Genomic DNA, 13,076 nt, shown 5'->3' on the forward strand with positions numbered 1-13,076 from the left:
GCTCAGTCCAGCTTGATGTTGGCAGCCTTGGCCACGCGGGCATAGCGGGCCATGGCCTGCTGGATCTGCGCCTTGAACTGGTCAGGCGTGGTCGGGACCAGCGTACCGCCGGACTCCTCGACCTTGCGCTTGAACTCGGGGTTCTGCATCGCCTTGTGGATGGCGGCGTTGAGCTTGTCGACGATGGCCGGCGGCGTGCCGGCCGGTGCGACGATGCCGAACCAGCCGCCATCGCCCATGTCCTTGAAGCCGAGCTCGTTATAGGTCGGCACATTCGGCAACTGCGACGAGCGTGCCGCGCCCAGCACCGCCAGCGCGCGCAGGCGGCCCGATTTCACGTGGGGCAGCGTGGACGACAGGTTGTCGGTGATCGCGTTGACCTGCCCTGCCACGGCGTCATTGAGCGCAAGCCCGGCGCCCTTGTACGGCACGTGCAGCAGGTCGATCTTGGCCAGCATCATGAAGTTCTCGATGTTGACGTGCCCCAGCGAGCCCGCACCGGGCGACGCGAACGTGTACTTGCCCGGGTTGGCCTTGGCCAGCGCGATGAACTCCTGCATCGTCTTGGCCGGCACGCTCGGGTGGACGGCGAACACACTCGGGATGGCAATCACGTTGGTGACCGGCGCAAAGTCCTTGATCGGGTCATAGCCGAGCTTCGGGTAGACGGCCGGGTTCGAGCCGTGCGTGCTCACAGTGGCCATGCCGATCGTGTAGCCGTCCGGCGCCGAGCGCGCCACCTGCTCCATGCCGATGGAGCCGCCCGCCCCACCCTTGTTGTCCACGACGATGGTCTGGCCCAGCTCCCGGCCGGCGAATTCGGCCACCAGGCGTGCCGACAGATCGGTGGAACCGCCCGCCGCGAACGGCACGACAAGCCGGATCGGCTTGTTCGGATAGCTGCCTTGCGCAATGGCGTGGCCGCTGACGGTGGCGCCCAGCGTGGCGGCCATGGCGATGCCGGTCAGCAGGAACTGGCGTCGCGGGGAACGGGCTCGGGTCATGGGATCAAACTCCTCTTTATCGTTCTCGATGGGGATACCGAGCGTCGAGTGTCGGGAGTTTACCGGTCGCGCACAAACGACTATATTGCACGGTTGCATTACCAAAGCTCATCCTAACCAAGCGCCCCCGCGCCCTGCCCCATGCGGCTCCGTTCCCCGTCGATGTCCGAGTTGCACGCGTTCGCCACGGCGGCGCGGCTGGGCAGTTTCACGCGCGCGGCGGAGACGCTCTGCGTGACCCAGGGCGCCATCAGCCGGGCCATCGCGCGCCTGGAAGAACACTTCGGCCAGCCGCTGGTCCATCGCAACGCACATCGGCTGACGCTCACCGAGGCGGGACGAATCTATCTTGAGGCCGTGGCTGGCCCACTGGCCGCCATCGAAGCCGCCAGCGCGGCGATGCTGCAACGGGATCAGGCCCGGCAGCACCACCTCACGCTGTCAGCCGTCCCCACGCTGGCGAGCGTCTGGCTCGTGCCGCGCCTGCCCGACTTTCACCGCCGACACCCCGACATCCGGCTCGACTTCGTGCCCTATCGCCGCAACGAGGATCTCTCCGGGCCGTCGCCCGATGCGGCGCTGCTCGCCGGCGTGGCCGACAAGTGGCCGGGTCTGCAAGTCGACTATGTGATTGGCCGCGAGATGGTGCCGATCTGCCACCCCGCACGGGCCCACGCACGGCGCGCGGCGGGAAGATGGCAGCACCMCGCCGATCTGCTCCAGGAACCGCTGCTGTTCCACACCACGGCGCCCGCCAATTGGCAGCACTGGCTCGAAGCAGCGGGCGTACCCAGTGCTGCGCCCCGACTGGCCACCGGCTTCGATCAGGTGTCGATCCTCGTCCAGGCAGTGAAGGCGGACATGGGCGTGGCGGTGCTCCAGCGCTGCCTGGTGCGCGACGAAATCGCCGCCGGCGCAGTGGTCGCACCTTTCGATCTGCCGATCCGGCTGCAGCGTGGATACTTCCTCTGCGCCCCGAAGGAGCGGCGCGACCATGTGGCGCTGAATTGCTTCCGCGCATGGCTGTTGGAGGTGGCGAAGGAGGATGAACTGGATAGATGAGCTTTCCTAAGCCAAGGGAAAAAACATCCATCCCGCCCATCTACTCCAGCCTGATATTCTCTGCACAAATAAAAAAGCCGGCTCAACGCCGGCTTTCATTCATCCAAGTAACCAACCGTACCTACTTCGTACACTAGGCCGCCTTCTTCGCCAGCCCCAGGTACGTTTCGATCACCTTCGGATTGCTAGCCAACTCGGAAGCCGGCCCTTCCATCGCCATGTCGCCGGTCTCGATCACATAGGCATAGTCGGCCACCTGCAACGCGGCGCGCGCGTTCTGCTCGATCAGCAGCGTCGCTACGCCGGTCTCGCGCAGGTTGTGGATGATGTGGAAGATCTCCTTGACGATCAGCGGCGCCAGCCCAAGGCTGGGCTCGTCGAGCATCAGCAGTTGCGGCTTGGCCATCAGCGCGCGGCCCACCGCCAGCATCTGGCGCTCGCCGCCTGACAGCGTGCCGGCGTCCTGCTTCGCCCGCTCTTTCAGCCGGGGAAACAGCCCGTAGACCACCTCCATCTGATCGAGGTAATTGCGCTCGCCGGCCTTCTTGCGACGGAACGCGCCCAGTTGCAGGTTGTCCTCCACCGTCATCGACGCGAACAACTCGCGCTTCTCCGGCACCAGGCACATGCCGCGCGCGACGCGCCCCTCCACCGGAATGCCCGCCATGTCATGGCCGAGGTAGCGCACCGCGCCGTTCGACGATCCACTCACCGGCAGCGCGCCCATGATCGCGTTGAGCATCGTGGACTTGCCCGCGCCATTCGGACCGATCACGGTCACGATCTTCCCGGCCTCCACCTTCAGGCTGGCGCCATGCACCGCCTCGACCTTGCCGTAGCGAACATGCAGGTCATCGACTTCCAGAATCAGATTCATCTCATATCCTCACTCGACGCCGCCCAGATAGGCTTCCAACACAGCCGGATTCTTCTGGACCTCCTCCGGCACGCCCTCGGCGATGCGCGTCCCGAACTCCATCACCACGAGGCGATCGGTCAGGTTCATCACGAAGTCCATGTCATGCTCGACCAACAACACGCTCATGCCCTCGCCCTTCAGCTTCTTCAGCAGCTCGGCCAGCGCCTGCTTCTCCTTGTAACGCAGGCCKGCCGCTGGCTCGTCCAGCAGCAGCAGCGCCGGGTCGCAGCACAGCGCACGCGCGATCTCCAGAATGCGTTGCTGGCCCAGCGCGAGGCTGCCGGCTTCCATATACATGCAGTCGGCCAGCCCCACGCGCTCGAGCTGCCGGCGCGCTTCGAACAGCAGCTTCTGCTCCTCGGCCTGATTCATGCGGAGAATCGCCGCCGCCACGCCGCCCTGGGGGCGGAAGTCGCCGCGCAGGTGCGCGCCGATGGCTACGTTTTCGAGGACCGTCATCGTCGGCAGCAGGTGCACGTGCTGGAAGGTCCGGCCCACGCCGCGCTTGACGATCTCGCGCGACGGCAAGCCCGAAATCACCTCACCGCGGTACCGCACCTCGCCCCGCGTCAGCGGCAGCACACCCGTGACGAGATTGAACGTGGTGGACTTGCCGGCGCCGTTCGGCCCGATCAGCCCGATGATCTCGCCGGCGCGCACCTGGAAGCTCACGTCGTTCACGGCCACCAACCCGCCGAAGTGCTTGCGCGCCGCACGCACGTCGAGGATCAGCTCGCCGGCCTCGGGCTTCTGGCGCACCGGCAGCGGCTGGGCATCGTCCGGCGCCGTCACCGGTGGCCCCGACGGGAACAGCCGGCGCAAGAACGGCCAGATGCCGTCGCTCGCGTATTGCAGCAGCAGCACCATCAGCACACCGAAGACAATGATCTCGAAATTGCCCGTGGAGCCGAGCAGCTTCGGCAGCAGCCCCTGCAGCACGTCCTTGAGGATGGTCAGGATGCCCGCGCCGAGCACCGCGCCCCATACGTGGCCCACGCCGCCCACCACGGCCATGAACAGGTACTCGATGCCGTAGTTGAGCCCGAACGGCGTCGGGTTCACGGCGCGCTGGAGGTGCGCGTAGAGGAAGCCCGACACGCAGGCCAGCACCGCCGCCACGACGAAGATCACCACCTTCATCCAGGCGGTGTTCACGCCCATCGCCTCGGCCATCGTGCCGCCGCCCTTGAGCGCACGGATGGCACGGCCCGGCCGCGAGTTCAGCAGGTTCTGCATGGCCAGCACGGCGAGCAGCACCACCACCCAGATCAGATAGAACATCGAGCGCCCGGACTGCAGCGACACACCGAAGAACGACAGCACCGGCACGCCATTCAGGCCGTCGTACTTGCCCAGGAATTCAAGGTTGCCAAACAGGAAGAACAGCGAGAGCCCCCAGGCGATCGTCGCCAGCGGCAGGTAGTGGCCCGACATCCGCATGGTGATCAGCCCGATCACGTAGGCGCAGGCCATCGTGATGCCCAGCCCCACCAGCAGCCCGAACCACGGCGACAGGCCGAACTGCGTCGTCAGGTAGGCCGTGCTGTAGGCGCCCAGGCCCACGAACGCCGCCTGCCCGAACGAGGTCATGCCGCCGACGCCCGTCAGCAGCACCAGCCCGATCGCCACGATGCTATAGAGACCGATGTAGTTGCCGAGCGTGATCCAGAACTCGGGCGTCGGCAGCACAGGCAGCAAGGCCAGCACGACGACGAACAACATCGTGAAAATACGATTGCGCGTGGCGGCTGGGGTGCGCGCCTTCGTGCGAGGGTGGATGATCTCCACCGGCTTGTCGGCCACGGGCTTCTCGGTCAGCAGTGTCATGGCTTACTCCTCTTCCTCGACATGCTTGCTGGTCAGCGAGCGCCACAACAGCACCGGGATAATCAAGGTAAATACGATGACCTCCTTGAACGCGCTGGCCCAGAAGGACGAATAGGATTCGAGCAGGCCGACGAGGATCGCGCCGAGCGCGGCCACCGGATAGCTGACCAGCCCGCCGACGATGGCGCCCACGAAGCCCTTCAGGCCCACGAGGAAGCCGGACTCGTAGTACACCGTGGTCAGCGGCGCGATCAGGATGCCGCACAGCGCGCCCATCGCCGCCGCCAGCGTGAACGACAACCGCCCCGCCTGCGTGGTGCCGATGCCGACCAGCCGCGCGCCGAGCCGGTTCACGGCCGTGGCACGCAGCGCCTTGCCCTGGAGCGTGCGCTCGAAATAGAAGTACAGCGCGCCGATCAGCAGCGCCGACACGCCCACCACCCACAGGCTCTGGCCCGAGACGCTCAAGGTGCCGATGTCGAAGCGCGCATCGGAGAACGCGCTGGTACGCGAGCCCTCGGCGCCGAACATCACCAGACCCAGCCCCACGAGCGCGAAGTGGACCCCCACGGAGACGATCAGCAGCACCAGCGTGCTGGCTTCGGCCAGCGGCTGGTACGCCAGCCGGTACAGCATCGGCCCGAGCGGAATCACGATCAGCAGCGTCAGGGCGATCTGCGCGAGCATCGGCAGCGGCTGCCCGCCGTACTGCTGCACGACAAGGTGAACGGCCAGCGGAAACACGACGTACTTGCCGGCCAGCACGGCCAGCCGGCGCGGGGCGGTGCGGCGCAGCTCGGCACTGCGCAGCACGGTCACGCACTCGTAGAGGAACGTCAGCACGCCCATCGCCAGCAGCAGCCACGTGGTCTGCGGCGCGTGGCCGGCCTGCATCGCGGCGAGCGTCAGGGCGCCATACGCCACGAACTCGCCCTGGGGGATGAAGATGACGCGCGTCACCGAGAACACCAGCACCAGTGCCAGTGCCAGCAGCGCGTAGATGGCGCCGGAGGTGATGCCGTCCTGCGCCAGGATGGCCGCAATCGAGAGGTCCATTGTCTCCCCGTGTCTGGGAACGTGTCGTGGAAGGAGGTGCGGCGTTACCAGCTTGGCGGCGCCGCCCTCCTGAACAGGGTCATGCGGGCATCATCACAGGATCCGGCGGACAAAAAAAGGGCGCATGGATCGCCATGCGCCCTTTTTTGCCTCGTGACTCCGCGACTTGCTCCGTACCGCCGGTCGAATGCCGGCTTACTTCGTTTGCAGCTTCCACTTGCCATCCACGATCTGCACCATCACGCGCGCGCGCTGGTCCATGCCGAGGTGGTCGGTGGGGCTCATGGTGATGATGCCGTGCGAGACGGGCAGGTTCTTGGTCTGCTCCAGGGCGTCGCGCAGTGCCTTGCGGAATTCCTTGGTGCCGGGCTGGCCCTTCTTGAGCGCCTCCGGGATCGCGTTCTGCAGCAGCAGGCCGGCGTCCCAGGCGTGGCCGCCGAAGGTCGACACCTGGCCGCCGAAGGCCTTCTCGTAGGCGGTCTTGTAGGTCACCGCCGGCTTCTTCACCGGATTGCTGTCGGGCAGCTGCTCGGCCACCAGCAGCGGACCAGCCGGCAGGAACGTGCCCTCGCAGTCCTTGCCGCAGACGCGCAGGAAGTCCGGGTTGGCCACGCCGTGGGTCTGGTAGATCTTGCCCTTGTAGCCGCGCTCCTTGAGCGTCTTGGCCGGCAGCGCGGCCGGCGTACCCGAACCAGCGATCAGCACCGCATCGGCGTTGGCGCCCATCATCTTGAGCACCTGACCCGTCACCGAGTTGTCGGTGCGCGCAAAGCGCTCGTTGGCCACGACCTTGATCTTGCGCATCTCCGCCACCTTGGCGAATTCCTGCGCCCAGCTTTCGCCGTAGGCATCCGCGAAGCCGATGAATGCCACCGTCTTCACGTTGTTGTTCGTCATGTGCTCCGCAATGGCAGTGGCCATGTGCGAGTCGTTTTGCGGCGTCTTGAAGACCCAGGCGCGCTTGGCGTCCATCGGCTCGATGATGCGGGCCGAGGCGGCCATCGAGATCATCGGCGTCTCGCTCTCGGCGGCGATGTCGACCATGGCGAGCGAGTTCGGCGTAACCGTGGAGCCCACCACCACGTCGACCTTGTCCTCGCTGATGAGCTTGCGGGTGTTCTTGACGGCAGTGGTGGTGTMGGTGGCGTCGTCGAGCACGAAGTACTCGATCTTCTTGCCCGCGATCTCCTTGGGCAGCAGCGTGAACGTGTTCTTCTCGGGAATGCCGAGCGAAGCGGCAGGCCCGGTGGCCGATACGGTGACCCCCACCTTGACCTGGGCACTGGCCGCCCCGGCGAACAGGCTGGCGGCGGCAAGGGCCATCACGCTGGCGCGCTTGAATGTCATCTCGTCTCCTTCGGTTCCAAAAAAGGAAAAAGGCATCCGCCGGCTTCCGGCCGGCGGATGCCCTCAGTTCTTGGTTTGGCCCGTTTTTCGGGCTCTATGGCCGGCGCAGCGCTGGCACCAGCGTCAATGTCGGGAACTTCGAAGACCGTCCCTTTTGATTTTCCCGTCCTGCGCGGTTTACCCCCGGATTGCGCAGTTGCATTCCCCGACCGTGCGGTCGGGAATGCGAATCGAGTCTAACACAGCGATTTCGTACGAAAAGGCGGGATTAACCCGCAGCGGCGCGGGCGCAACAGTCAGGGTCGGCCGGGAAAGCCGGCCAGTAGCGGGATTGGGGTCGATGCCGAGGTCAGCCGAGCTGCTTGGGCGTCGGCACGAGGCTGCGGTGCAGGAGCCCGTCGGCCCCGGGGGCGAAGCCGCGCGGCGCGGCTGCGGGATCGGCCAGCAAGCCGGGCGCCAGCCACACCTGCCGGATACCATGCGCGCGGCACCAGTCGGCCAGCACGTCACAGCAGGCGGCGAGGGACGCCGTCGAAGCCGCCGGATCGTCCAGATCGGCCGGCCCCCACCACTCCGCCGCCAGCGCAACGCGGCCTCCGGTGGACAAGCTGTGGATAAGTGTCACCGGTAGCAGACCATGCACCGTGTTGGGGCTCGCCTCGCCGCCCGGGTTTCCGGCATCGGCGATGGCGCCATCGATAAGACAAAGCCCCTGCGCACCCTGCGCCAGGAGTGCTTCCAGCGACAGCCTGCGGGCGCGGGCCTCGGGTACGGCAAGCGGCGCGCGGGCCATCAGCCAGGCGTCGATCAAAGCGGCGTCGGCAGGGGTGCCGACCCGCACGAGCCCTTGTGGGCGCGAGGAATGCGGGGATGGGTGATCCATGGACAGGAAGGACGGTCGGGAGATAAGCCTGGCGCGCCAGCGGGCGCTACAAATCAAAAAGGCGCTGCCAAGGATCACCTGGCAACGCCTTTTCATTGTATTGGCTGCTGCTACCCGACACCGGGTGCGCGCCTGTCGTCTCCTCGCTTCCGCCTCCATTTAACCTGCGAAAACCGTATATGCAATGTAACGAAGCGGTGCGTATGAAACAAGCTAGCAGAAACCCTAGCCCCAAAAGCGGGCATGTCGGCCTGTCATCACTCGCACTTTTACTACTTTTTGCGACTCGTCAGCGCGATCAGCTCGCCCATGATGCCCCGGCGGAACGTCAGCACGCAGATCACGAAGATGATGCCGGTGACCATCGTCACCGACTCGCCGAGCGCGTTGAACCAGGAGATGCCGGTCAGGTGCGCCAGGAACGAACCGATGTCGCCAAGCTTGTTTTCGAGCGCCACCACCACGAAGGCGCCGACGATCGGGCCAGACAGCGTGCCCAGGCCGCCCACCAGCGTCATCAGGATCACCGAGCCGGACATCGACCAGTGCACGTCGGTCAGCGTGCCGAAGCCCAGTACCAGCGCCTTGATCGAACCCGCCAGCCCGGACAGCGCGGCCGAGATCACGAAGGCGAGCAGCTTGAAGCGATCGACATCGTATCCAAGCGAAATCGCGCGCGGCTCGTTCTCCTTGATGGCCTTGAGAATCTGGCCGAACGGCGAGTGCACGGTGCGTACGATCAGCGCGAACGCGGCGACGATGATGGCCAGCGCCACGTAGTACAGCGTGATGTCCTCGGAGAGCGAGAGCACGCCGAACAGCTTGCCGCGCGGAATGCCCTGCAGGCCATCCTCGCCGCCCGTGAACGGCGCCTGCAGGCAGATGAAGAACAGCATCTGCGCCAGCGCCAGCGTGATCATCGAGAAATAGATGCCTTGCCGTCGGATGGCCAGCGAGCCGACCACGTAGCCGATGCCGGCCCCGGTCAGCGTGCCGAGGATCAGGCCCACTTCCGGCGTCACGCCCCAGACCTTCATCGCATGGCCGGCCGCGTAGCCGGCGCCGCCGAAGAAGGCCGCGTGGCCAAACGAGAGCAGCCCGGTGAAGCCGATCAGCAGATTGAACGCGCAGGCGAACAGCGCGAAGCACATCACCTTGAGCACGAACACCGGGTAGGCGCCCGCCATCGGGGCCACGATCAGCCCCAGCAGCAGCAAGCCGTAAAGCACCTTCTTCTGCACACCCACTCCGTTCCTGACGGTTCCGGTGCTCACAGGCACCGCGGTTTGTCCGGTTTGTCCGCTCATCACTTCTCCCTCCCGAACAGGCCAGCCGGGCGCAGCAGCAGCACGATCACCATGATGAAGAACACCACGGTGGCCGATGCCTCAGGATAGAACACCTTGGTCAGGCCCTCGATCACGCCGAGGCCCAGGCCGGTGAGGATGGAACCCATGATCGACCCCATGCCGCCGATCACCACCACGGCGAACACAACGATGATCAGGTTCTGGCCCATCAGCGGCGACACCTGGATCACCGGCGCCGCCAGCACGCCCGCGAAGGCCGCCAGCGCCACGCCGAAGCCGTAGGTCAGCGTCACCATCAGCGGCACGTTGACGCCGAAGGCTTCCACCATCTTGGGGTTCTCGGTACCGGCCCGCAGGTAGGCACCGAGCTTGGTCTTTTCGATCACGAACCACGTGGCGAAGCAGACCACCAGCGAGGCGACCACGACCCAGGCGCGGTAGTTCGGCAGGATCATGAAGCCGAGGTCGGTGGCGCCCTGCAGCGCGTCGGGCGGCGAGTACGGCAGGCCCGAGACGCCGTAGATCGAGCGGAACACGCCTTCGATCACCAGCGTGATGCCCAGCGTCAGCAGCAGCCCGTAGATATGGTCGAGCTTGTAGATCCAGCGCAGCATCGACTTTTCGATGATCACGCCGAGCACGCCGACGATGATCGGCGAGAGCGCCAGCATGACCCAGTAATTGAGCCCGGCGTACTCCATGCCCGCCCAGGCGAGCAGCGCGCCGAGCATGAACAGCGCGCCGTGTGCGAAGTTGATGACGTTGAGCAGGCCGAAAATCACGGCCAGCCCGAGGCTCAGCATCGCGTAGAAAGCGCCATTGACCAGCCCCAGCAGCAACTGGGACAGCATGGCGGGTAGAGGAATTCCGAATATGTCCATTGGCGTCGAGTGCCCGAGTGTCTATCCCCTCCCCCGCCAGCGGGAGAGGGGCGCAAAACCAATGCTTACTTCTTCAACATTGCGCACTTCGACTCGGCAACCGTCGTGAAGGCCTGGTCACCCGGGATCGTTGCCACGACCTTCAGGTAGTCCCAAGGCTTCTTCGATTCCGCCGGCGCCTTCACCTGCATCAGGTACATGTCGTGGATGTTGCGGCCGTCGGCGCGGATCTGCCCCTTGTTGTAGAAGTCGTTGATCTTCATCTTCTTCAGCTCGGCCATCACCTTGTCCGGATCATCKGTCTTGGCCGTCTCCACCGCCTTCAGGTAGGTGCTGACCGCCGAGTAGTCGGCTGCCTGCAAGCTGCTCGGCATCTTCTTCATCTTGCCGAAGTAGCGATTCGCCCACTTGCGGGTGTCGTCGTTCATGTCCCAGTACCAGCTGTCGGTCATCAGCAGGCCCTCGGTGTTCTTCAGGCCCAAGCTATGCACGTCATTGATGAACATGAGCAGACCAGCGATCTTCATATTCTTCGTGATACCGAATTCCTTGGCCGCCTTGATCGAGTTGATCGTGTCGCCACCGGCGTTGGCCAGGCCCAGGATCTGCGCCTTGGACGATTGCGCCTGGAGCAGGAACGAAGAGAAGTCCGATGCCGACAGCGGATGGCGCACGGAGCCAACCACCGTGCCGCCATTGGCCTTGACCACGGCGGCGGTGTCGGTCTCGAGCGAGTGGCCGAAGGCGTAGTCGGCGGTCAGGAAGAACCACGACTTGCCGCCCTGCTTCACCACCGCGCTGCCGGTGCCCTTGGCCAGCGCTACCGTGTCATACGCGTAGTGCACCGTGTACGGCGAGCACTCCTCGTTGGTCAGGCGGGCCGTGCCGGCGCCGTTGTTGATATAGACGCGCTTCTTCTCGGACGCCACCTTGTTCATGGCCAGCGCCGTGCCGGAGTTGGTGCCGCCCAGCAGCATGTCCAGGCCCTGCTGGTCCATCCACTCGCGCGCCTTCGAGGCGGCGATGTCGGCCTTGTTCTGGTGATCGGCGGACATCAGCTCGATCGGCTTGCCCAGCACCTTGCCGCCATGGTCCTCGATGGCCATCTTCACCGCTTCCAGGCCGCCCGGGCCGTCGATGTCGGCGTACAGGCCCGACAGGTCGGTGATATAGCCAATCTTCACGGTGTCGCCCGACACCTGCGCCGATGCCCCCGTGGACACCGCGCCCAGAACAGTCGCCGCCACAGCCACGGCCAGCCGAGTCATCTTCATGTTTTGTCTCCTGAGTTTCGGCAGCGTGCTCACGCCACCCGTTCCTGCCACCATCAATMGAGTAACCCGCACGCACGAGGGCGCGCGCGGATCAGACCCCAAGCAGTTCGTTCAGCACCGGCATCTTGGCCTGCAGTTCGGCGGCGGCGAAGCGCTCGACGATCTGCCCGTGCTCCATCACGTAGAAGCGGTCGGCCAGCGGCGCAGCGAAGCGGAAGTTCTGCTCCACCATGACCACCGTGTAGCCCTTCTTCTTCAGCATCAGGATCATGCGCGCCAGTGCCTGCACGATGACAGGCGCCAGGCCCTCCGAGATTTCGTCCAGCAGCAGCAGGTTCGCGCCGGTACGCAAGATGCGCCCCACCGCCAGCATCTGCTGTTCGCCGCCAGACAGTCGCGTGCCCTGGCTCTGGCGCCGTTCGGCCAGGTTSGGGAACATCTCGTAGATCTCGGCCTCGCTCATGCCCCGGCTGGCGTCGGCRCCTTTCAATACCGGCGGCAGCATCAGGTTCTCTTCGCAAGACAGGCTCGAGAAAATCGCCCGYTCTTCCGGGCAGTAGCCGATGCCGTAATGCGCGATCTTGTGCGTCGGCAGGCCGATGGTCTCGTGCCCGTTGACCTTGATCGAGCCCTTGCGGGCGCCGGTCAGGCCCATGATGGCGCGCATCGTGGTGGTGCGGCCCGCGCCGTTGCGGCCGAGCAGCGTGACGACTTCGCCGTGATTTACGGTCAGGTCCACGCCGTGCAGGATGTGCGAYTCGCCGTACCAGGCGTTCAGGTCCTTGATCTCAAGGGCGGGAGTGTTGGTGTTCATCTCAATGCGCTCCCTGCAGTTCCGCCTCGACCGTGCCCATATAGGCTTCCATCACGCGCGGGTCCTTGGATACCTCCGCGTACGGCCCYTCGGCCAGGATCGCGCCGCGCTGCAGCACGGTGATCTTGTCGGCGATGGAGGACACCACGTTCATGTTGTGCTCGACCATCAGGATGGTGCGGCCGGCGGACACCTTCTTGATGAGCTGCGTCACGCGGTCCACGTCCTCGTGGCCCATGCCCTGCGTGGGCTCGTCCAGCAGCATCAGCTCGGGCTCCATCGCCAGCGTGGTGGCGATCTCCAGCGCGCGYTTGCGGCCGTACGGCAGGTTGACGGTGACGGTCTCGGCGAACTCGGTCAGGCCGACTTGTTCGAGCAGATCCATCGCCCGGTCGTTGAGCACRTCGAGCGAWCGCTCGCTGCGCCAGAACTGGAACGAGGTRCCAAGCTGGCGCTGCAGGCCGATGCGCACGTTCTCRCGCACGGTCAGGTGCGGGAACACGGCGGAAATCTGGAACGAACGGATCACGCCGCGCCGCGCAATCTGCGCCGGTTTCTCGCGGGTGATGTCGATGCCGTTGAAAAGGATGGTGCCGGTGGTCGGCTCCAGGAACTTGGTGAGCAGGTTGAAGCAGGTCGTCTTGCCCGCGCCGTTGGGGCCGATCAATGCGTGGATCGAGCCGCGTCGCACCTGCAGGT

Annotated in this window: 12 protein-coding genes; 1 reads left to right on the top strand and 11 read right to left on the bottom strand. The window is 65.4% G+C overall.

Translation table 11 applies throughout. The annotated features are described in order from the left end of the window. Nucleotides 1-2: 2 nt before the first annotated feature. Nucleotides 3-1,004: a Bug family tripartite tricarboxylate transporter substrate binding protein gene (locus tag AC1EJR_RS17770; protein WP_092300363.1), complete on the bottom strand. Its 1,002-nt coding sequence runs from the start codon at nt 1,002-1,004 to the stop codon at nt 3-5. 141 nt (nt 1,005-1,145) lie between these two features. Between AC1EJR_RS17770 and AC1EJR_RS17775 the strand changes: the two genes are divergently transcribed. Next, the gene (locus tag AC1EJR_RS17775) at nt 1,146-2,066 is read left to right on the top strand and encodes a LysR substrate-binding domain-containing protein (protein ID WP_477147333.1); all 921 of its coding nucleotides are present in this window, start codon (nt 1,146-1,148) and stop codon (nt 2,064-2,066) included. A 133-nt stretch (nt 2,067-2,199) separates the two neighbouring features. On the opposite strand, the gene AC1EJR_RS17780 is transcribed toward AC1EJR_RS17775, so the two are convergent. The 10 genes from AC1EJR_RS17780 to AC1EJR_RS17825 all read right to left on the bottom strand — a co-directional run bounded on the left by AC1EJR_RS17780 (nt 2,200) and on the right by AC1EJR_RS17825 (nt 13,074). Beyond that, nucleotides 2,200-2,943, bottom strand: a complete 744-nt coding sequence (locus AC1EJR_RS17780) for an ABC transporter ATP-binding protein (protein ID WP_092300369.1) — start codon at nt 2,941-2,943, stop codon at nt 2,200-2,202. A 9-nt stretch (nt 2,944-2,952) separates the two neighbouring features. Next, the gene (locus AC1EJR_RS17785) at nt 2,953-4,707 is read right to left on the bottom strand and encodes a branched-chain amino acid ABC transporter ATP-binding protein/permease (RefSeq protein WP_477113506.1); all 1,755 of its coding nucleotides are present in this window, start codon (nt 4,705-4,707) and stop codon (nt 2,953-2,955) included. A gap of 108 nt (nt 4,708-4,815) precedes the next feature. Continuing rightward, entirely contained in the window at nt 4,816-5,868 is a 1,053-nt protein-coding gene (locus AC1EJR_RS17790) for a branched-chain amino acid ABC transporter permease (RefSeq protein ID WP_092300375.1), read from the bottom strand. A gap of 195 nt (nt 5,869-6,063) precedes the next feature. Beyond that, nucleotides 6,064-7,215, bottom strand: coding sequence for an ABC transporter substrate-binding protein (locus tag AC1EJR_RS17795; protein ID WP_477147334.1), 1,152 nt, complete (start codon nt 7,213-7,215; stop codon nt 6,064-6,066). Between the two features lie 349 nt (nt 7,216-7,564). Continuing rightward, a complete protein-coding gene (locus AC1EJR_RS17800; RefSeq protein WP_255370966.1) occupies nt 7,565-8,176 on the bottom strand; it encodes a hypothetical protein in 612 nt (203 codons plus the stop codon). A 194-nt stretch (nt 8,177-8,370) separates the two neighbouring features. Continuing rightward, nucleotides 8,371-9,405, bottom strand: coding sequence for a branched-chain amino acid ABC transporter permease (locus AC1EJR_RS17805; protein ID WP_369823531.1), 1,035 nt, complete (start codon nt 9,403-9,405; stop codon nt 8,371-8,373). Continuing rightward, on the bottom strand, nt 9,405-10,289 hold the full coding sequence (locus tag AC1EJR_RS17810; protein ID WP_092300384.1) for a branched-chain amino acid ABC transporter permease: 885 nt from the start codon (nt 10,287-10,289) through the stop codon (nt 9,405-9,407). The genes AC1EJR_RS17805 and AC1EJR_RS17810 overlap by 1 nt, the downstream gene beginning before the upstream one ends. 65 nt (nt 10,290-10,354) lie before the next feature. Next, nucleotides 10,355-11,563 (bottom strand): ABC transporter substrate-binding protein, encoded by a 1,209-nt coding sequence (locus AC1EJR_RS17815; RefSeq protein WP_092300387.1) that lies wholly within the window; start codon nt 11,561-11,563, stop codon nt 10,355-10,357. A gap of 91 nt (nt 11,564-11,654) precedes the next feature. Further along, nucleotides 11,655-12,377 (bottom strand): ABC transporter ATP-binding protein, encoded by a 723-nt coding sequence (locus AC1EJR_RS17820; RefSeq protein ID WP_477113473.1) that lies wholly within the window; start codon nt 12,375-12,377, stop codon nt 11,655-11,657. A gap of 1 nt (nt 12,378) precedes the next feature. Then, nucleotides 12,379-13,074, bottom strand: coding sequence for an ABC transporter ATP-binding protein (locus tag AC1EJR_RS17825; RefSeq protein WP_477106264.1), 696 nt, complete (start codon nt 13,072-13,074; stop codon nt 12,379-12,381). Nucleotides 13,075-13,076 lie beyond the last annotated feature (2 nt).

This window comes from Cupriavidus sp. 05T42, assembly GCF_056396345.1.

Coding starts and splice junctions, on each gene's coding strand:
- AC1EJR_RS17770 (WP_092300363.1), bottom strand. CDS start 1,004: ATGACCCGAGCCCGTTCCCCGCGACGCCAGTTCCTGCTGACCGGCATC.
- AC1EJR_RS17790 (WP_092300375.1), bottom strand. CDS start 5,868: ATGGACCTCTCGATTGCGGCCATCCTGGCGCAGGACGGCATCACCTCC.
- AC1EJR_RS17780 (WP_092300369.1), bottom strand. CDS start 2,943: ATGAATCTGATTCTGGAAGTCGATGACCTGCATGTTCGCTACGGCAAG.
- AC1EJR_RS17810 (WP_092300384.1), bottom strand. CDS start 10,289: ATGGACATATTCGGAATTCCTCTACCCGCCATGCTGTCCCAGTTGCTG.
- AC1EJR_RS17805 (WP_369823531.1), bottom strand. CDS start 9,405: ATGAGCGGACAAACCGGACAAACCGCGGTGCCTGTGAGCACCGGAACC.